15 protein-coding genes are annotated in these 19,574 nt (G+C 67.2%); 10 read left to right on the top strand and 5 right to left on the bottom strand.

Going from position 1 to position 19,574, the window contains the following annotated elements; genetic code table 11:
* Window positions 1-318: 318 nt before the first annotated feature.
* The 7 genes from ACNS84_RS07325 to ACNS84_RS07355 all read left to right on the top strand — a co-directional run bounded on the left by ACNS84_RS07325 (window position 319) and on the right by ACNS84_RS07355 (window position 8,354).
* Window positions 319-2,079, top strand: coding sequence for a glutamate--tRNA ligase (locus ACNS84_RS07325; protein ID WP_435074187.1), 1,761 nt, complete (start codon window positions 319-321; stop codon window positions 2,077-2,079).
* A 152-nt stretch (window positions 2,080-2,231) separates the two neighbouring features.
* The gene (locus ACNS84_RS07330) at window positions 2,232-2,561 is read left to right on the top strand and encodes a 4Fe-4S dicluster domain-containing protein (protein WP_435074188.1); all 330 of its coding nucleotides are present in this window, start codon (window positions 2,232-2,234) and stop codon (window positions 2,559-2,561) included.
* A 236-nt stretch (window positions 2,562-2,797) separates the two neighbouring features.
* A complete protein-coding gene (locus ACNS84_RS07335) occupies window positions 2,798-3,673 on the top strand; it encodes an electron transfer flavoprotein subunit beta/FixA family protein (RefSeq protein ID WP_435074189.1) in 876 nt (291 codons plus the stop codon).
* Window positions 3,674-3,675: 2 nt separating this feature from the next.
* Window positions 3,676-5,319: an electron transfer flavoprotein subunit alpha/FixB family protein gene (locus ACNS84_RS07340; RefSeq protein WP_435074190.1), complete on the top strand. Its 1,644-nt coding sequence runs from the start codon at window positions 3,676-3,678 to the stop codon at window positions 5,317-5,319.
* On the top strand, window positions 5,312-7,042 hold the full coding sequence (locus tag ACNS84_RS07345) for an FAD-dependent monooxygenase (RefSeq protein WP_435074191.1): 1,731 nt from the start codon (window positions 5,312-5,314) through the stop codon (window positions 7,040-7,042). Before ACNS84_RS07340 ends, ACNS84_RS07345 begins: the two co-directional genes overlap by 8 nt.
* Before the next feature lies 1 nt (window position 7,043).
* Window positions 7,044-7,520, top strand: a complete 477-nt coding sequence (locus ACNS84_RS07350) for a DUF8055 family protein (RefSeq protein WP_435074192.1) — start codon at window positions 7,044-7,046, stop codon at window positions 7,518-7,520.
* A 102-nt stretch (window positions 7,521-7,622) separates the two neighbouring features.
* Window positions 7,623-8,354: a GNAT family N-acetyltransferase gene (locus tag ACNS84_RS07355; RefSeq protein WP_435074193.1), complete on the top strand. Its 732-nt coding sequence runs from the start codon at window positions 7,623-7,625 to the stop codon at window positions 8,352-8,354.
* Window positions 8,355-8,370: 16 nt separating this feature from the next.
* Here ACNS84_RS07355 and ACNS84_RS07360 read toward each other — a convergent pair whose 3' ends face one another.
* Together ACNS84_RS07360 and tmcA are read right to left on the bottom strand one after the other, a co-directional pair.
* A complete protein-coding gene (locus ACNS84_RS07360; protein WP_435074194.1) occupies window positions 8,371-8,559 on the bottom strand; it encodes a DUF8014 family protein in 189 nt (62 codons plus the stop codon).
* A gap of 60 nt (window positions 8,560-8,619) precedes the next feature.
* The gene (tmcA, locus tag ACNS84_RS07365; protein WP_435074195.1) at window positions 8,620-10,911 is read right to left on the bottom strand and encodes a tRNA(Met) cytidine acetyltransferase TmcA; all 2,292 of its coding nucleotides are present in this window, start codon (window positions 10,909-10,911) and stop codon (window positions 8,620-8,622) included.
* A 128-nt stretch (window positions 10,912-11,039) separates the two neighbouring features.
* On the opposite strand from tmcA, the gene ACNS84_RS07370 reads away from it, so the two are divergent.
* Window positions 11,040-11,489 (top strand): UPF0179 family protein, encoded by a 450-nt coding sequence (locus ACNS84_RS07370; RefSeq protein ID WP_435074196.1) that lies wholly within the window; start codon window positions 11,040-11,042, stop codon window positions 11,487-11,489.
* An 18-nt stretch (window positions 11,490-11,507) separates the two neighbouring features.
* Here the strand turns inward: ACNS84_RS07370 and ACNS84_RS07375 are convergent, their stop codons facing one another.
* Window positions 11,508-12,233: a guanosine phosphorylase gene (locus tag ACNS84_RS07375; RefSeq protein ID WP_435074197.1), complete on the bottom strand. Its 726-nt coding sequence runs from the start codon at window positions 12,231-12,233 to the stop codon at window positions 11,508-11,510.
* A gap of 454 nt (window positions 12,234-12,687) precedes the next feature.
* Complete coding sequence (locus ACNS84_RS07380; protein WP_435074198.1) at window positions 12,688-14,244, bottom strand: hypothetical protein; 1,557 nt, start codon at window positions 14,242-14,244, stop codon at window positions 12,688-12,690.
* 274 nt (window positions 14,245-14,518) lie between these two features.
* On the opposite strand from ACNS84_RS07380, the gene hmgB reads away from it, so the two are divergent.
* The gene (gene hmgB / locus ACNS84_RS07385) at window positions 14,519-15,862 is read left to right on the top strand and encodes a hydroxymethylglutaryl-CoA synthase (protein ID WP_435074199.1); all 1,344 of its coding nucleotides are present in this window, start codon (window positions 14,519-14,521) and stop codon (window positions 15,860-15,862) included.
* A 115-nt stretch (window positions 15,863-15,977) separates the two neighbouring features.
* Window positions 15,978-16,433: a 30S ribosomal protein S19e gene (locus tag ACNS84_RS07390; protein WP_435074200.1), complete on the top strand. Its 456-nt coding sequence runs from the start codon at window positions 15,978-15,980 to the stop codon at window positions 16,431-16,433.
* A 276-nt stretch (window positions 16,434-16,709) separates the two neighbouring features.
* On the opposite strand, the gene ppc is transcribed toward ACNS84_RS07390, so the two are convergent.
* Complete coding sequence (ppc, locus tag ACNS84_RS07395) at window positions 16,710-19,412, bottom strand: phosphoenolpyruvate carboxylase (RefSeq protein ID WP_435074201.1); 2,703 nt, start codon at window positions 19,410-19,412, stop codon at window positions 16,710-16,712.
* Window positions 19,413-19,574 lie beyond the last annotated feature (162 nt).

Below are 19,574 nucleotides of genomic sequence, written 5' to 3' on the forward strand. Positions count from 1 at the left end.
TCCCGTGTTCATACGGTGTTCACGGCGCGACGCGGTATCAAGGCGACGAACCGCGGCGATCCGACGACGTAACTCGTTCGGAATTTGTAAGCGTCTCGACCGTTTACGGGCCGTTCGGCCCGCTCTCGTCTCGCTTCCGCTGTGAACGGTCTCGGCCGTTTAAGTCAGTCCACGTGCTGCACTTGGCCACCCCTACCCGCGGACCCCGCGGCGGCCCACGGCGCGACTCCGGCACGGTTCCCGCCGCAACCGGCTCGCAGCTCCTCCCGTAGGCCGCCGTTCCGCGGCGTTTTTGAGCCGCCCCGACAACCGACTGGCATGGACGACGAACTCCGCGAGCGCGTCGAGGCGGCCGGCGAGGCCGCCGCGCTGTTCAACGCGCTCAAACACGACAGCGACCCGGACGTGGGCGCCATCATGGGCCCGCTCATGGGCGAGAACCCCGAGTTTCGACCGCACGGCGACGAGATCCCCGGCGTCGTCGCCCCGGTCGTGAATCGGGTCGCCGGCATGGACGAGGCCGAGCGCCGCGAGCGGCTCGGCGAACTCGCGCCCGACAAGCTCGCCGAACTGGACGCCGAAGACGAGTCGGACGACCACGTCCTCCCCGACCTCCCGAACGCCGAGGACGGCGAGGTCGTGATGCGCGCCGCGCCGAACCCGAACGGGCCGTGGCACATCGGTCACGCCCGGATGCCCGCGGTGATCGGGACGTACAAGGAGCGGTACGACGGCGAGTTCATCTGCCGGTTCGACGACACCGACCCGGAGACGAAACGGCCCGACCTCGACGCGTACGACGCCATCCTGGAGGATATCGCGTACCTCGGCTTCGAGGCCGACCGCGTGCTGAAGGCGTCCGACCGACTCGACACCTACTACCAGCACGCCCGCGACCTGATCGACGCCGGCGGCGCGTACACCTGCTCGTGCTCCGGAGAGACCTTCTCCGCGCTCAAGAACGACGGCGAGGCGTGCCCGCACCGCGAGAAGGACACCGAGGCGGTCCACGAGGAGTTCGATGCCATGATCGACGGCGAGTACGGCGCCGGCGAGATGGTGCTCCGCGTGCGGACCGACATCGAGCACAAGAACCCCGCGCTGCGCGACTGGGTCGCCTTCCGCATGATCGACACACCGCACCCGCGCGAGGTGGCCGCCGACTACCGCTGCTGGCCCATGCTCGACTTCCAGTCAGGCGTCGACGACCACCTCACGGGCGTCACCCACATCATCCGCGGCATCGACCTGCAGGACTCCGCGAAGCGCCAGCGCTTCGTCTACGACTACTTCGGCTGGGAGTACCCGGAGGTGCTCCACTGGGGTCACGTCCAGGTCGACGAGTACGACGTGAAGCTCTCCACGTCGACGATCAAGCAGCTGATCGCCGACGGCGAGTTGACCGGCTGGGACGACCCGCGCGCGCCGACGATCCGGTCGATGCGCCGCCGCGGCATTCGCGGGCAGGCGCTCGTCGATTCGATGACTGAACTGGGGATGTCCACCTCCGACGTCGACCTCGCGATGTCATCGGTGTACGCGAACAACCGTGACCTGGTCGACGACGACGCGGACCGGTACTTCCTGGTCCGCGACCGTGAGGACGACCCGGCCGTCACGCTCGACGTGGCCGGCGGTCCCGACGCCGGTCACCCGCCGCTCCACCCGGACCACGAGGACCGCGGCACCCGTACGGTCCCCGCCGGGCGCGTGCTGATCGAGGAGTCAGACCTTCCCGCGCGCGGCGACCGCGTCTGGCTCAAAGGGTTCGGCTGCGTCCGATACACTCGGGACGCGTTCGAGTACGTCGGCGACGACATCGAGGTCGTCCGCGACGGCGACGTCGACGTGATCCACTGGGTTCCCGCGGACGAGAGCCTGCAGACGCTCCTGCGCGCGGTCGACGGCGACGTGCGCGGGTTCGCTGAACCAGCGGTCGCGGACGCCGACGTCGACGACTTGGTTCAGTTCGAGCGCGTCGGCTTCGCCCGTATCGACGACTTCGACCCCGAGCCGACCGACGAGGCGAACGGCCCGACCGGCGAGGAGGACCTCGTCACCTACTACGCGCACCCGTGAATTTGCCCCCGATTCGCCCGCAGAACGGATCGTAAGCGGAGCGTCGTCGCGCCGTTCCACCGGTTTCCTCGACGCGCGGTCGGCTCCCGTTCGGCGGTGTCGCTCCACCTGCCGCCGAGTTTATGTACCGAGAGCGGGAAGATTACATACATATGGCCATCGACCCGAACTTCGAGGAAAACCGCGAACAGGTCGGTGAGGAGAACGGCGTGGCGGTGTGGGGACCCGTCGAACCGCCCGAGAAGCAGGGGATCCGCGGCACCCACGTCGCCGTCGACTTCGACATCTGTCTGGCCGACGGCGCGTGTCTGGAGGACTGCCCGGTCGACGTGTTCGAGTGGGTCGACACGCCCGGCCACCCCGAGAGTGAGATCAAGGCGAACCCCACCAACGAAGACCAGTGTATCGACTGCATGCTCTGTGTCGACGTGTGTCCGGTCGACGCGATCGACGTCGACCCCGGTCGGGCGGGTCGGATCTGAGCGCGAGCGCACCACCGTCGCTCCGAGACCGATCCCCGTCGCCCTTCTCCTCACGGTCCGTCCGAAGACACCGTTTCGACCCCTTCCGAACGGGGCGTCTTGCCCGTTCGATCGGCGATCGCTCGGAACGCGATCGGAATTTGAACTGCGCCCGCGCCGAACTCCGCGAGGACGTGTAATTTGAGAGAAAGGACTATTAGGAATCGTGATAATCTGGAGGGCGAGGAAAGGTAACTATGCACACAGTTGTACTGACCAAAGGCGTCCCGGACTTCCGCGAGGGGAAGGTGGCGTTCGATGAACACGGCCACTTGGAGCGCGGAAAAACACCCACGGTGATGAATCCGAACGACAAGGTCGCTCTGCGGGCGGCGCTTCAGGAGAAGGTGCGTCACGGCGGCACCGTCTCCCTGTTGAGCATGGGGCCGCCGGGGTACGAGGAGGTCCTCCGAGAGGGTATGCGAGAGGTGTATGCCGACGATCTGTATCTTCTCTCCGATAGGGAGATGGCCGCGGCCGACACCTGGGCGACCTCGATCACCGTCACGACGGGACTCTCGAAGATAGAGCCCGAGCCGGAACTTGTCGTCGCCGGCTTCAAAACGGCCGACGGGGAGACGGGCCACACCGGGCCGCAGACAACCTGGTGTCACCACATGAACGACGAGTTACCCGACCGGTCGCTCATCACTCACGCGGTCGCGCTCGACGTCGACCTGGACGCGGGGACGCTCCGCGCGAAGCGATTGGTCGAGGGCGACGTGGCGGAGATCGAGACCGTCGAGACCGATCTCCCCGCGATGGTCGTCACCGACCCGGAGTTCGAGCCGAGCTACCGGAAGGCCGCACACCGGCTCCGGTACAGGGACCTCCGCGAGGAGACGACCGAGCGCGCCGAGGCGTACGAGGAGGTCCTCACGACGTGGAATCACATGGATCTCAACCTCGACCCGGACTTCATCGGACTCGACGGGTCGCCGACGATCGTCGCGGGCGTGGACCCGATACCGAAGGGAAAGTCGGAGCGCGAAGCGACGATGGTCTCCCCGGACGACGGAGACGGAATGGGCGCGGTCGTGGACGAACTGGCGCCGTTCGCGGGGGGTGACTGACGGTGGTCGAATTCGACCCCACTGACCACGAGATTTCGGACCTCGGCCCGAAGGTGAACGGCGTCGACGACCTCGACGAGCTGAAGGAGATGCTAGAGCTGGAGCGCGAAGGGCCCGACCGCGACCCCGTGAAGACGCTGATAGAGAGCCGGATCGAGACACTCGAATCCGAGACGGGAGGCGGGGACGAGGCGGTCGATCCGGCCGCGGTCGACCCCGCGGAGCTGACGATCGCAGAGGTCGCCAACATGGTCCGCGGGGTCGACGACCCCGACCTCCTCCGCGACCTGCTCGACCGCGAACGGGATGGCAAAGACCGCGTCGGTGCAATCACACGGATCGAGAGCCGCATCGAAGCGATCGAGGGGACCAAGCGGGGAGACGACGACGGCGAGGCCGAGTACGTCCCGCCGGAGGAGAAACACCCGGACCTCGACCATCCGACGGCCGACAAGACGTACGTCGAGGGCGTCTCCGGCGAGACGTACCGCGACATGTGGGTGTACTGCGAGACCCAGCGAGGCGAACTCGTCGACGCCTCGAAGGAGATTCTCGGCAAGGCCGACGAGCTGATGGACGGCTACGCCGAGCGATACGGCGAGACGGAGGACGTGATCGCGGTCCTCATCGGAGACGACGTCGCCGACCTCGCCGCGGAGGCGATCACCTACGGCGCCGACCGGGCGGTCTACCACGAGGACGACCGGCTCGAGCGGTTCCGGCACAAGCCGTACGCGGAGCTGTTCGTGCACATGTGTCGCGACTTCGAGGCGGAGTGGCGCGACTACCACGAGCCCCGCTACAACGTGTTCCCGGCGACGCACAACGGTCGCGACCTCTCCGCGCTCGTCCAGGCCGAGCTCGACTCCGGGCTCGCCTCCGACTGCTCGGATCTGTACATCGAGGAGGCGATGATCTCCAACCCCGCAAAGACGGGGTCGGCGGGCGACAGCGAGGAGTTCGAACGGGTGCTTCACATGCCGCGACCGGACTTCTCCGGGTTCGAGTACTCGACGATCCTCTGTATCGACAAGCCACACCGCGACTTCCACCCGCAGGGCGCCAGCGTCATTCCCGGGACCTTCGACCTCCCCGACCCGGACCCGGAACGCGAGGGCGAACTCGTCGAACACGACCTCGACCTCCCGGACGACTGGTTCCAGGTCGACGTGCTGGAACACGACCGGCTGGAAGCCGGCGTCGACCTCACCGGTCACGACGTGATCGTCGCGCTCGGCCGAGGGATCGGCGACGATCCCACCGCGGGGATCGAACTCGGTTTGGACCTCGTCGCCGCGTTCGACGACGCCGCGCTCGGGCTCTCGCGGGGCGTTATCACCGCCTCCTACGAGTTCGCGGGCCACGTCGAGGATTACGTCAGCGAGGAGCGACAGATCGGCGAGTCCGGTCAGGTCGTCGAGCCCGCGGTGTACGTCGCGGCCGGCATCTCCGGCGCGATCCAGCACAAGGTCGGCATGGACGACTCCGACACGATCATCGCGATCAACGAAGACCCCGAGGCGGACATCCGCGAGTTTTCCGATTACTTCATCGAGGGAGACCTCTTCGAGGTGTTGCCTCGCCTGACGGCCGCGGTCGAGGCCGATGGCTCTGTCGCGGCGATGGAGGGGGTGGCCGATGACTGACGCCGACGCGGTCGACGCCGACGGATCGGCCGACCACGAACACTACGAGGCGGTCGTCGTCGGCGCCGGCCCCGGCGGCGCGGCGGCGGCCGCGGCGCTGGCCCGTCAAGGCGTCGAGACGCTCGTCTTGGAGCGCGGCGTCGAGCCCGGCTCGAAGAACGTCTCTGGGGGACTGATCTACGCCGAGGAGTCCGCGCCCTACACCATCGACGGGCTGTTCCCCGGGTTCCGCGAGGCGGCGTCCGAGCGTCCGGTCGACGAGTACTACATGCACAACATCGCCGGCGACCGCGTGAAGACGTTCGATCTCGATCGGGTCCACCACCACGACACCGACTGGTGCGACGCGGTGCTGCGCCGCCGAATGGACTCCTGGCTGGGGGAGCGGGTCCACGAGCTAACCCGCGAGACCGGTGGGGGACTGCTCACCGAGGTGCGGGTCAACGGTCTGCTCCGAGAGAACGGCGAGATAGTCGGCGTCACCTGTGACGAGATCGATCCCATCCGCGCGGACCTGATCGTCGCCGCCGACGGCGTCAACTCCGAGCTCGCTCGCGACGCCGGGCTCATGGACTGGGACGACCCCGGCGACTGGTTCCAGGGGGTGAAAGCGGTCGTCGACATGGAGCCGGACGTCATCGACGAGCGGTTCGACGTGGCTCCGGACGGCGGCGTCGCTCACCTGTTTTCGGGCGACCTGTTCGACGGCGTCCGCGGGGGTGGATTCCTCTACACCAACGAGGACTCGCTGTCGATCGGGACGGTGTTCCACCTCGACTCGCTGACCGCGCACCGAGCGGAGCCGCATGAGCTGCTTGACGGTCTTCTGACTCACCCCCTGCTTGACCGCTGGTTCCGCGGGGAGTACGAGGAGCGCGAGTACTCGGCGAAGCTCGTTCCCGACTCCAAGAAGGTCGCGCATCCCTCGCCACACCGCGGCCGGCTCCTGCTCGTCGGCGACGCCGCCGGCCAAATGCAGGCGCAGGGGCCGATAATCAAGGGGATGAACCACGCCGTGACCGCCGGCGGGCTCGCCGCCGAGGCCTTCGTCGATGCCCGGACGCGGGGGGACGCCTCGAAGGCTGGGGAGCTCTACGAGCGGAAGCTCCGCGACGAGGGCGTGATGGAGAAGCTCCGGCCCCGGCGCTATCAAGCGACGCGGGCGGTCTCAGAGCACGACGTCGTGAACCGACTCGGGAGCGCGCTGATCGACTCGCCGCTGGGCGCGGCCGGTCTGCGAGCCGTCGACGGGCTCGCAGAGCGCGCGTTCAACTCCCCGCTGCTGCTCGGGATGGTGCCGGACACGCGCTTCTCGTACGTCTCCGTGCCGACGCGGATCGCGGAGGTTCTCGGCGAGCCGATAGCGGAGCGCTCGGACGCCAACTCTCGCGCCGACGGCGCGGACGACGGGGCCGGTGTTCGCCCGCCGAACCTCGCAGACCGGATCGGAAACCTCACCTACGACGTCGGCGACCCCCACATCAAACTCCGCGACGAGAGCTACGAGGCGAGCGGGGCGGCCGTGACCGCCTGTCCGGTCAGCGCCGAGGGGTTCGGCGGCGGCTGCTACCGCGACGAGACGGTCCGGACGAACGGCGATGAGCGGCGCGTCGTCAGCCTCGATACGCAGCCGTGCGTCGAGTGCGGCACCTGCGCCGTTGTCGCCGATACGGAGTGGGAACACCCCAGCGGCGGCAAGGGCGTCGCGTTCGAGGAGGGGTGACGTGGCGGAGACGCGCTCTCGGTACGCCGACCGGATCGAGTCGCTCGCGGCGGACGCGCGCGCCGCACGGGACCGACTCGATCCCCCGCGAGACGCCGGCGAGATCCAGTCGACGGACGCGACCGACGGGCCGGAGAGCGCGCCCGACGTGTCGCGCTATGCGGGGATCGAACTCGCGGGGAGCGAGGTGTCGGACCCCGAAGAGGCAGCGCTGGTCGCGGCACGGGACGGGCTCGGCCCGGTCGTCGGCGCGTACGTGGAGGCGCGCACGGCCGAGGAGCCGGTCTGGCTCTCCGGGCGGGAGCTCGATCGACTTCACGGCGCAACGAGCGACTGGTTGGCGGTGTACGCCCGGTGTCGAGGAGTGGACGCCGATCCGGACGTGACCGTCCGCGAGGCCGCCGAACTGCTGATCGACACGCACGACATCACCGACGTGGCGGCGCTGCTCACGGGAACGCATCGCGACGACCCGTGAACGGGGGCGGCACACGGGCCGCGGTCTCGCGCGTCGTGTCTTTCTGTATGTCATGAATGTTCGTGGGGAATGCTTATTTATTGTTGTGTGTTACCTCTACTCATGGAGCTCGCACAACGCGATTCGATCGAGAACCGTGACCGACAAGATATCTACGAGTACGTGGAGCGTCGCGGGTCGATCTCGGCGGAGGCCGCGTGTCGCGATCTGGGCTTCGACGAGGAGGCGTTCGGGCACCATCTCGCCGTGTTGCGACGCGACGGCTACGTGCGGGTGGACGGCGACGACCTGGAGATCGCGTTCGACACCGACACCGGGACCGTCCACGAGGGCGACGGCGTCCGATTCACGATCCGGACCGCGCGACAGGCGGACCTCTCGGGGCTCGTCGGCATCATCCGACAGGTCGCGAGGGAGGGGTCGTACATCGAGGCGGAGACCGTCGCCGACCTGATCGACTACGAGGAGATCCTGTTGCGGAACAACAGTGCCGAGTCGCGGATGTTCTTCGTGGCCTGCGTAGAAGAGCAGGTGGTGGGCTGGGTCCATCTCGACCTCCCGGAGACCGAGAAGCTTCGTCACACGGCGAAGCTCACACTCGGTGTCCTCAGCGAGTACCGCGGACGCGGCATCGGCACGACGCTGCTGGAGAAGGGGTCCTCCTGGGCGCGCGAGAACGGTTTCGAGAAGCTGTACAACAGCCTCCCCGCCACCAACGAGGAGGCCCGGTCGTTCCTGGAGGCACACGGGTGGTACACGGAGGCGACCCGCGAGAACCACTACCGGATCGACGGCGAGTACGTCGACGAAGTGATGATGGCGCGGTCGCTGTAGGCGAGCCGCCGCCCACCTACAACCACGCGTCCTCGTGGCCGGGAAGCGGTTCGGCGACGACGCCGTCCCGCTGGACCAGCGACCGCGCACACGCCGGGCAGACGGTGCGGTCGTCCTCCCACGGAACGCGGAGGCGGACGGCCGCCCGTCGGTCGCAGTTCGGCTCCGCGCAGGTCGACGGGGGCTTTTCCGTGTCAGTGGTCATACCCGTTCTTCCGTCCGCGACCGTCTTGCGTGTTGGCCCCGCACCGCCGCGACCGCGAGGTCACTCGCCGGTGAACCGCTTCCGCTCTTCGAGGGCGAAACCGGTGCCGTACCGGTCGACGAGGGGCTCGTACGCGTCGCCGAGCGCCCGCATGCAGGCGGCCGTCGAGATGTAGCCGAGCTCGTCGGCGACCGACTCCCACGGCCGGCCCTGTAACACCTTTCGAACGAGGAGGCGTCGCTCGCGGTCGTCGAGCGCGGTGCCCTCAGCGTTGTCTCTCTGGCCCCCGACCAGCGCCGCTATCGCGAGGTCTCGGAACGCACCGGGCGCGCTGTCGTACATTCCGGGTCCGAACGACGCCCCGACGACGGAGCGCCACTCCGTCTCAGTGAGGTCCACGGGAACCGGTGCCGAGCAAGCACGGAGCGCCCCGGAGACCACGTCTGGGTCGACGTCGCGATGGGCGTCGGAGAGCCCGTCGCGTTCGCGGTCTCGGAAGGCGACCGCGTGGCGAGCGAGGAGGTCGCGACCGGGTTCGGTCGCCGGCCGCAGCATGATCGCCGAGTGTTCGCCGGAGGCGTCGTTGCGCGACGTCGAGAGGTGGACGGTTCGGTAGCCCGCCCGCCGCCAGAACCGGAGCAGGCTCGGGGTCGCGCCGTAGCCGACCGAGAAGTAGTCGACCTCGCCCCCGAACTCGGAATGGATCTCCGCCAGCAGGCGGGAGCCGAACCCCGTGTCCCTGACAGCGTGATGGGTCGCGATCCGGACCGTTCGGATTCCCCTCGGCTCGGCGGCCGCCTCGTCGCGAAGCTGGCTCGTGAGCACGTCGGGCACCATGTTACCGCGGACGCGCTCGCCCTCGTACATCTTCCGCCTGGTCTCGGCGTCGAGCCCCCCTTCTCGCGCGAGCATCGCGACGGCGACGACCCGTCCCTCGGCGACGAGCGCCCGCACCGACAGGTTCGGCGCGTCGAGCAGTCGCGCGAGGTCGTTCGGCTCGGTGCGGTAGTGGGCCGCGACCAACAGCCCGAACGCCTCCCCGAGCAGGGCCTCGTCCGCGAGCAGGTCGTCTGGGGGGAGCGCGCGGTACGTCGCCGTCTCGACCGCGCTCCCAGCGACCGCCTCGTCGACCGCGGGCCGCGCGTCGAGCAGGAGCGCCCGTGACGCCCACGCCTCGACCGGGTCGTTCCGCGCGTACCGGATCGGCTCGTCCAATCGAACGTCTCGTACCGCGAGCGGTCCGTCGAGCAGCCGCTCGCGGAACCGGATCGCGAATCCGCGTCCGGCTCCTTCGTAGCCGTGGACCGTCGTGCAGAACGCGACCCCGAGCCGCTCGTTCAGGAACCCCTCCAGCAGCCGCACCGGGAGCGCCGCGGCCTCGTCGACGACGACGACGTCCGGGTCGCCCGGCAGTTCCGCGGCCTCGGCCGGGGGGAGATACCGCACGCGGCCGCCACCCGGTGCGTCGATGTCGCGGCCCTCCTTCCCCGCGGTGGTCTCGTCGGACTCCGACCGGATCAGCTCTTCGGCCCGCGCGAACACCTCCGCGGCGTTGCGGGCCGCCGGCGCGGTGACGAGCACGTCGGCGCCCGCGAGCGCGAGCGCGCCCGCCGCGAGCCCCGCCGCGCTCGACTTTCCGCGCCCGCGGTCCGACTCCACGACGACCGCGTTGCCGGGGGTCGCGAGGGACTCGAACGCCCGAACCGCTCGGACCTGGTCGGCCGTGAGACACGCCTCGTACGTCGCGGTGGGAAAGGCGGCGTCCGGCGGCACGGACGGTCCGGCCCTCGACTCGGCCTCGCTCGCTCGTTCGCCCGTCAACCCGTCGCGTTCGACGGCGTCGCCCTCGGGCCCGTCCGGAGCCAGCGAGACGATTGCGATCCCCGGATGCGTGCGAAGGGTGTCGACGAGACGCTCGCGGAATCGGCCGGTGACGTCGTCGACGGAGAACGGCGGGACCGCCAGCGACTCGTCGAAATCGTCGCGGACATCGGGCCAGTCGTCGAGCGCGGGCGTCAGGAGGATCAGGAGACCACCGCCGTCGACGGCCCCGACACACCGCCCGAGCGCGTTCGGGTCGAACTGCTCGTGGCAGTCGAGGACGACGACGTCGCGGGTGCGACCGAGCAGGGCGTCCGCGCTCCGAGGGCGATGCTCCTCGAACCGGAACCCCTCGCGGGTCGAAACGACCGACGTCGACACGCCGCCGCCCTCCTCCTCCTTCTCGACCGCTTCGACTACGTCGTACGCCGCGTCGATCCCCCGGTCGCGGTCGCCGGCCAGCACGAGGACGCGTCGCTCGTTGGTCGCCTCGGCCTCTCGTTTCGCGTCTCGCGCCAGCGCCGCGATCATTCGTTCGGTCGTCGTTGCCGGGGGTCGGGGATGTGTCTTGCCCTCCGGCTCGTTCGGCTGACGGACTCCGGACCACTCCCCCTTCGCGAGGCGGGAGGCTTACGGCCTACCGGAACCTCGTATCGGCCATGACCACGGTCACGCTCATCGGCACGCGGCTCGCGGACACGGGGCGCGAGTTCGTCTATGAGGGCGAATCGCCCGACTGTGAGGGGTGTCCCTACCGAAGCCAGTGCCTCAACCTCTCCGAGGGGACCCGATACCGGGTGACGGGAATCCGAGAGAACGCGCAGACGCTCGACTGCGCCGTCCACGACGCCGGCGTTCGAGCGGTCGAGGTCGAGCCCGCGCCCGTCCCCGCGAACGTCCCGTCGAGGCAGGCCTACGCCGGCAGCCGGGTGTCGCTCGCGGGCCCGTGCCCGCATACGGAGTGTCCGAGTCACGGGTACTGCGTCCCGGACGGTGCCGACTTCGACGACGAGCGCGTGATCGACCAGGTCCTCGGTGAGCCGCCCCACGACACCTGCGCGCTCGACCGGGACCTGACGCTGGTGGAGTTCCGGGCGGCGGACGAGTAACGGACGCGGCGAGACTCCTTACAGCGCTGTGACCGCGTTCAGCGTGATCAAAATTGCGCGCTCGACGTTGTCTTTGGCCTTTTCCGGCAGTTCGTCGTCCGAGTCCGCGCCTTTCTGACTCCCGGCGACGAGGTTGCCGTCGACGGTGCAGATCGCACCGGCACGCAGCCCCTTGCGGCGCGCCAGCGCGAAGACGGTCGCGGCCTCCATCTCGATCGCGAGGAGGTTCGCGTCGTTCCAGTCCTCGACGTACGCGTCGCTCTCGTTGTAGAACGCGTCGTCCGAGACGATCGGGCCGACGTGGATCTCCTCGTCGTTGTCCTCGGCCGCGCCGACCAGTTCGGTGAGCGCGTCGTAGTCGGGGACCGCCGGGTAGTTCGCGGACTCGTAGCGCTTGCTCGTCCCCTCCTCTTTGGCGGCGCCAGTCGCGACCACCATGTCGCCGACCTCCATGTCGGCTTGCAGCGCGCCGCAGGTGCCGCACCGGAGGAACGTTTCGACGCCGACCCGCGAGAGCTCCTCTACCGCGATGGCGGCCGACGGGCAGCCGATCCCGGTCGAGCAGATCGTGAGGTCGGTCCCCTCGTAGCTCGCGTTGACGATCTTGTACTCGCGATTCTGCGCGACGAGTTCGCTCTCGTCACACAGATCGGCGATTCGGTCGACGCGGCCGGGGTCGCCCGGGATGATCGCGATCTCGTGGACATCGCCCTCCTCGACCAGCAGGTGCGGCTGTTTCGCCATGTGCGCGGGGACAGCCGCCGCGCGCAAAAACGGACCGGTCGGGAGGCGGGATGGGCGTCGTGAATCGGATTTAGTATCGCGACATATGATTTATCACCGGTTCCGTGGATTGGTTCCTCCTTCGATGACTGGTGCGATCTCCTCGACGGATCGGCCAGTTAATTGCCCGAATGCGGCCGATTTGGGTCTGTACGACCCGGACGACGCTCCATCGACGACCTCGCCGCCGCAATCGCCTCCCTCGCCACGTGGTACTGGTCCTGTTTGGCGTCGACTGGTCTCAGAGCGTGCTGGTCGGCGGAGTCGCGAGCGTCGCGACCGCCGCGTCAGGTGGCTGACGGCGCGGCGGGCAGAGAACTACCGTCGATAGAGCGCCTCAGATGCCGACTGAGGAACGCGATCACGACCGTGAGTACCACTCACCGGACGGACATGATGATTGAGACGGTTCTCACTAGACTGAGACGAAGTACTGCGCAGTATCACCGGTATCGTACTGAACAGTAATGATGAACCATTCTCCCCCGTTCACCTGTCCATTATTGAAGTCGATTACCCGTGAAGTTGTCTGATTGGCGGGTAAACTAATGCTCGTACTCACCGCGCTTCCGCCCACAGAGAAGGATGTGCCACTGATGACGCCGCCCGTTGGTGGATTTGCTCCTTGATAGAAGTCCATTCGGAAACGGTCGATCGTTCGGTCGGTATCCAGATTCTGGTTTTTGAACGTTATCGTGACATCCTTCGGCTGCCCTCCGCCGTCAGGGACGGTTCCCCCTTCGAACGTCACGCCAGCGAGTTCGACCGGGTTGTTTTCGTTGGGGGTCTGAATCGTGAATGTGGTCGTCGTCAGCGAGCCAGCGGTCCCCTCGATAGTAGCGTTCACGATCACATCAGCCCCGATTTCGGTGACTTGAATCGACTGTGGCGCACGTCCTTGGTCGTTCGTCGGTCGGGTGACTGTTCCTTGTATTGCGTTGCCGTTCTCATCGAGGAAGGTTGCGGATCCGCTCGTGATTGAGTAGGTTACGTTGACCCCTTCGACGGGATTATTGAACGCATCACGGGCCTCGGCGGCGATGATCGTCCGTTTCCCGCTCGCGACTGTCGACGCCTCCCCTTGTTGTGTGATGAGATATGCCGGATCGCTGGTTCCCTCATCAGAGCCGCCATCGCCGACGGTCACACGGGCCAGTTTCAGCTGGTAGGTCCGACTGCCGTTCAACTCGATCACGACCTGTCCGGACCGCTCTGTGACGTTTTCGACAGCCTGATTCGACGAGAGAATTCGCTCACTATAGGCCGAGATCCACTCGGTTGCGGTCGTCTGCGGAGGCGGATCGAGACGAAGCGTGACCGGGTTTTCGCCTGCTCCCGTTACAACCACTGTACGGGTGGAGACGCTTCGCGGCACGGTGGTCAGCGACGACCGGACGCCACTCTGGTCGAGGTCGCCGTCGACGGTGACGAGACGGATCTGATCCCCGGAGATCAACGACTGTCCCGTGAGCGGCGCGATCTGTCCGTCGCCGACCGCGTACACCGTTTCGCCCGTTGTGACGATCTGCTGCCCCTGGAACTCGTTGTACTGCGGTCTAAAGGTTATCCCGGTCGTGTTGTACGAGCGAGCGGTACCGTCCCAGAACGCCCGTGTGTTCGTCGCTTCGGTCGACAGTGCACTGGCGTTTTCCACCGTCACCGTCCCGGTGGGGCCGGTGGAGAGACCTCCTCTGGCCGTCGGTGGGTTGAGCGTGAAGATCCGCTCTGGGTACGTCACCCCTGTCTGCACGGAGCTTCCGGTGTTGATCCCGCGAGTACCGGAGGCTATCAGGTCGTTGCGGAGATCGATCATGTCCCCTTGTGCGGCTTGATAGGAGTTGAACTCCGCCTCCGCGTTCTCCTGTGGAACGACGACCGTCTGGAACGTCGAGAGAGCGATGATGAGAAATCCGAATAACACGACCACTCCGACGACCTCGCTGACGCCGCGATCGTCGTTCTGGAAGATCACTAGGTTGGCTTTGCGACCGTTTTATAAAACGATTGTGACGATACCACACCCTCTCAGCCGCTGTTCGCCGCTGGCAGGAGAGGTCAACTACTCCACCTCTGGATCGGCCCTCTGTCTCACTTTTCTCGCCCGCTATACGGTCCGACGACACGATCACCGCGACTCACACCGCGTTCGACTCGGACCCAACGATCGAGCCGGACGGCGACAAGTTCCACAATCGACGTAAACGACCATCGACAAAGCCATATGCCGCCCGTATGAACGACCGTGTATGACCGAAGTCGGCATCGACGCCGTCGAAATCTGGAGCGGAAAGCTCAAACTCGACCTGCCGGGCACGTTCGCGCCGGAGAAAGGGGACGACCCGGAGAAGTACACGAAGGGGCTCGGACTCAACAACTCCTCGTTCCCGGACGTGTACGAGGATATCGTGACGATGGGCGCGAACGCCGCGAAGGGCCTGATGGACCGCAAGGGGCTCGTCCCCGAGGATATCGGCCGGATCGACGTCGCCACCGAGTCCGCGTTCGACCACTCGAAGCCGGTGTCGACGTACATCGCCGGCTGTCTCGAACAGGTGTACGACGGCGACTTCACCCACGCGAACAAGGGCGAGCGCAAGTTCGCCTGTCTCGCCGGCACGCAGGCGATAGACGACGCCTACAACTGGATCCGCGCCGGGCGGAACCGCGGGCGACCCGCGCTCGTCATCACGACCGACACCGCCCTCTATGCCCGCGGCGACCCCGGAGAGGCGACGCAGGGCGCGGGCGCCGTCGCGATGCTGATAGACGAGGACCCCTCCATCGTCGCGCTCTCGACCGATCAGGGGTACGGCTCGAAGGACGAGACGGACTTCCTCAAGCCGAATCAGCAGTTCCCGAGCGTCGACGGGAAACGCTCCGTACAGGTGTACCTCGCCCGGATGCGGGAGGCCCTGGAGGACTACGAGTCCGTCACGGACGCCATCGAACTCGACGACTTCGCGTACGCTCCATTCCACACCCCGTTCCCGGGGATGGTCCGGAAGGCCGCCCTCTTGGCGTACCGCCACGTCATCCGCGATACGGAGTACGAGGACGAACTCGCCGAGGAGATCGGTCGGCAGCCCCGCGAGGACGACTTCGCGGACCGCGAGGCGTACGAGGCGGCCATCCGCGACTACATGGACAAGCTGAAAACCACCGAACAGTACCAGACGTGGTACGATGCCGCCGTTGAGCCGACGCTGGGGCTCTCCCGGGAGGTTGGGAACTGGTACACGAGCTCCGTCCACATTGCCCGCGTCAGCGCGCTGCGTGACGCCTTGACTCGCGACCGCTCGTTCGTAGGCGAGACGCTGCTCGTGGCCTCGTACGGCTCCGGCGCGCAGGCCGAGATCCACTCCGAGACGATCCGCGAAGGGTGGCGCGGGGAGATCGAGGGGATCGACATTGACGACCAGCTCGCGGCCCGCTACGACCTCACGTGGGAGGAGTACGAGGACGTCCACGACGTCCACGAGTACGACATGGACGTGGAGCGCGAGATTGAGGAGTTCACCCAGCCCGACGGGGAGTTCGTCTTCACCGGCTGGGGTCGGATGAACGAGCGGAAGTACGAGTACGTCGAGTAGCGCTCTCGCCCGCTACGCGAGGCCCCGGTAGAAGGCCGCAACCCCGTGAAAACGGCTAACACGGGGCTCTCCCGATACGATGGTTTTAAACGACGCTAGGGTGAACCGGTACTCAATGGTAACCATCTACGACGTGCCGGCTGACGCCCTCATCGAGGAGGTCGCCGCACGACTCGAAGACCGTATCGACGAGCCCGAGTGGGTTGAGTTCGCCAAGAGCGGCTCCGGCAAGGAACTCCCGCCGGAACAGGAAGACTTCTGGTACGTGCGCTCTGCGAGCCTCCTCCGCAAAGTCGCTCAGAACGAGCCCATCGGCATCGAGCGGCTCGCCACCGAGTACGGCTCGAAGAAGCGCGGTTCGAACCGCTACATCGTCCGCCCCGGCCGCCACTCCGCCGGTTCGCGCAAGATCATCCGCGCGTCGCTGCAGGCGCTCGAAGAGGACGGACTCGTCACGACCGCCGCCGGCGAGGGTCGCCGCGTCTCCGACGAGGGCGAGGCGTTCCTCTCGGAGGTCGCCACCGACGTCTTCGAAGACCTCGACCGTCCGGAACTCGAACGCTACGCGTAGATCGCTGATTCGCTTTTCCGTTCTGTCCGCTTCGGCGAGCCACAGCTCTGGTTCGCTGATATTCTGCCGATTTCGGCCGAATTAGACCCTCTTCCGGCGTTCTTCTGCCAGACGGCTCCGAGCGACGTATCGGCTGTTTCTACGGCCATATATTATATATCGCTATACAGAATCTACGGGCGGCAGCATCCACGCTGGTGACAGACTCGTCGCGCTTAGTCCGTACCGAAGAAGGGTCGCTCGAAACCGAGCGTGGCGGAGCCGCCGTGTGCCGCGCTATCCGGTGTTTTTCATCCCGGCGGCGATGCCGTTGACGGTCAGCCGCAGGGTGCGCTCCTCCTCGTCGGTGCGGTGAGTGCGCCCGAGAAGGTTCGCCTGCAGCAGATTGAGGGGGTCGACGTACGGGTTCCGTCGGTCGAGACTCTCTTCGAGCCACTCCCGGCGGAGGAGTTGGTCGCGTCCGCTGATCGCCAAGACCAATTCGCGCCCGCGCTCGTACTCCCCGATCAGTTCGGGGAAGAAGCGCTCGCGAAGTTCGTCGTCGGCGAGGTCGGCGTACTCGGCCGCAATCTCCGGCTCTGTCCGGGCGAGCGCGAGGCCGGCGTTGTCGAGGGTGGTGCGGAAGAACGGCCATTCTTCGTACATCTCGCGGAGGGTGCCAAGCCCCTCTTCTTCGCCGACCTCGTCGAGGTACGCGTGGATACCGGAGGCGAGCGAGTACCAGCCGGGCAGGATCAGCCGTGTCTGCGTCCACGAGAACACCCACGGGATCGCGCGCAGGTCCTCGACGGTGCGCTCGCCGGAACGGGAGGCGGGCCGCGAGCCGAGATTGAGGTCCTCGACGACTGAGATGGGCGTCGCCTGCCCGAAGTAAGAGACGAACCCGTCGGTGTTCAACAGGTCGCGGTACGTCTCTCGGGCGGCGGGCGCCATCGTCTCCATCGCGTCGACCCACGCTTCGGGGACGGCCTCGGTGGGCTCCTCGTTGGCCTCATGGCGGGCGCGGATCTGCGCGTCGAGCATCTGTTCGAGCTCGCGCTCGGCGATCCGGGGGTTGGCGTACTTCTCGGCGATGGCCTCGCCCTGCTCGGTGAACTTCACCTGCCCGGTGACGGTCTCGTTCGGCAGCGCGAGGAGCGCCTCGTTCATCGGGCCACCGCCGCGCGAGATGGAGCCGCCGCGGCCGTGGAACAGTCGGAGGGTGACGTCCTCCTCGCGGCAGAACCGCGCGATCCGGCGCTGGTTCTCGTAGAGGTCCCAGTTCGCGGCGAGGAAGCCGTTCTCCTTGTTGGAGTCGGAGTAGCCGAGCATCACCTCCTGGACGTCGCCCCGGACCTCCAGCGCGGTCGCGTACGCCTCGTTGTCGAACAGCGTTCCGAGGATTCGTTCGGCGCCGTTGAGGGCGGACTCGGTCTCCAGCAGGGGGACGACGTCGAGCCCACAGTGATCCGGCAGCGAGACGGCGCCGACCTGGTCGGCCAAGAAGAGCACTTCGAGCACGTGGCTGGGCTCCTCGGTCATCGAGATGCAGTAGGTATCGATCGCCTGCTGGCCGTACTCCTCCTGCCACTCGGCGAGCTCGCTGAACCGCTCCAGCACGCGCTCGGTCGTCTCGGAGACGTCGCCGGGTTCGTCGGCGTCGATGACGGGGTCGTCTTGGAGGATGGCCTCGGTGAGGAACTCCTCGCGGGCCGTCTCCTCCATGTCGCGGTAGTCGACGCCTTCGCTTGCGACGGCCTCGGCGACGGCCTCGGTGTGGTTCTCCCGGTGGTCGCGGAGGTCCAGCGCGGCGAGCGTGAGCCCGAACGTGTCCACCTGTCGACGGAGCGGCTCGACGAACGACTCGCGCACCGCGTCCTGCCCGTCGGCCCGAAGCGACTCGGCGATGGCGTCGAGGTCGGCGAGGAACGCGCCGCCGTCGGGGTACTCGCCGGGACGAACGTCGTCGACGCGGTCGAGTCGCTCGCGCATCAGGCGGAGCTTCTGGCGGTACGGCTCGTCGGGGTAGCGCTCTCGGGCCTCTTCGACGACAGTCGGGAATCGCTCGGCGTCGGCGGCGAGCGACTCCGCGAGCCGGTCGTCTATCGCGTAGCGCTCCCCGTCCTGGCTCAGCACGGCCGAGAGGCGCTTACACTGGTCGCGGTACTTCTCGACGGCGACCGCCCGCTGGCGTTCGAGCGTCTCGTCCGTGACCTCGGGCGTGACGAAGGGGTTGCCGTCCCGGTCCGAGCCCGCCCACGACCGGAACTCGAACAGCTTCGGGCAGTCGACGTCGTCGTACTCGTTCGAAATCGTCTCCTCGAACTCCTCGTAGGCGTCGCCGACGACGTCGAAGAGGGTGTTCTCTAAGTACCAGCCGACGTTGCGCGCCTCGTCCTCCGGCTCCGGGCGGCGCTGTCGAACCTGTCGGGTGCCCCAGAGACTCGTCACCTCGGCGGTGACGTCGCGCCAGATCGCGTTGCGCTCGCGCTCGGTGAGGTTGCGCTCGTCGAGGTCCTCTAGGTGATTGGCGATCGACCGGAGTTTCGCCTTCACCGTCGCCCGACGGGCCTCGGTCGGGTGGGCGGTAAACGTCGGCTCGATGAGCACGTCCTCCAGCAGCTCGCGCAGCTCCTCCGGTCCGACTCCCTGCTCGGCGAACTCCGCGATCGTCGCCTCGAACGAGTCGTGGAGGGCGCCCTCGTCGTCGGCGTTCCGGATCGCGCGGACCCGCTCGCGCTCCTCGGCGAGGTTGATCAGTTCGAAGTACGTCGTGAACGCGCGGGCGACTATCTCCTCGCGGTTCGACGAAAGGTCGCTCACGGCGCCGTGAAGCTGGTCGCGGCTCTCGGCGTCGCCGCGCCGGTATCGAATCGCCGCGTTCCGCAGGGTTTCCACCGTGTCGTATGCCTCTGTGGAGGCCTGTGCGGAAAGGACGTCACCCACCAGCGCGCCGAGCTCCCTGACGTCTGTTCGCACGTCTCGATTGTGCAACTTCATACCACACATACACCCGGTGTGGCGGGTTAAAGGCGATGTCTGATGGAATGTTTGCCTCGATTCCGAGTAAACTTCTCAAACGAGCGTGTCGGAACCCGCGCCGTTCGTCCCGCCGACGCGCTGGCGCGCCGACGTCGATCGCGAGCGATCAGTTAACCGTCG

It is taken from the genome of Halorubrum wangae (assembly GCF_051194135.1).
Classification (GTDB): Archaea; Halobacteriota; Halobacteria; order Halobacteriales; family Haloferacaceae; genus Halorubrum.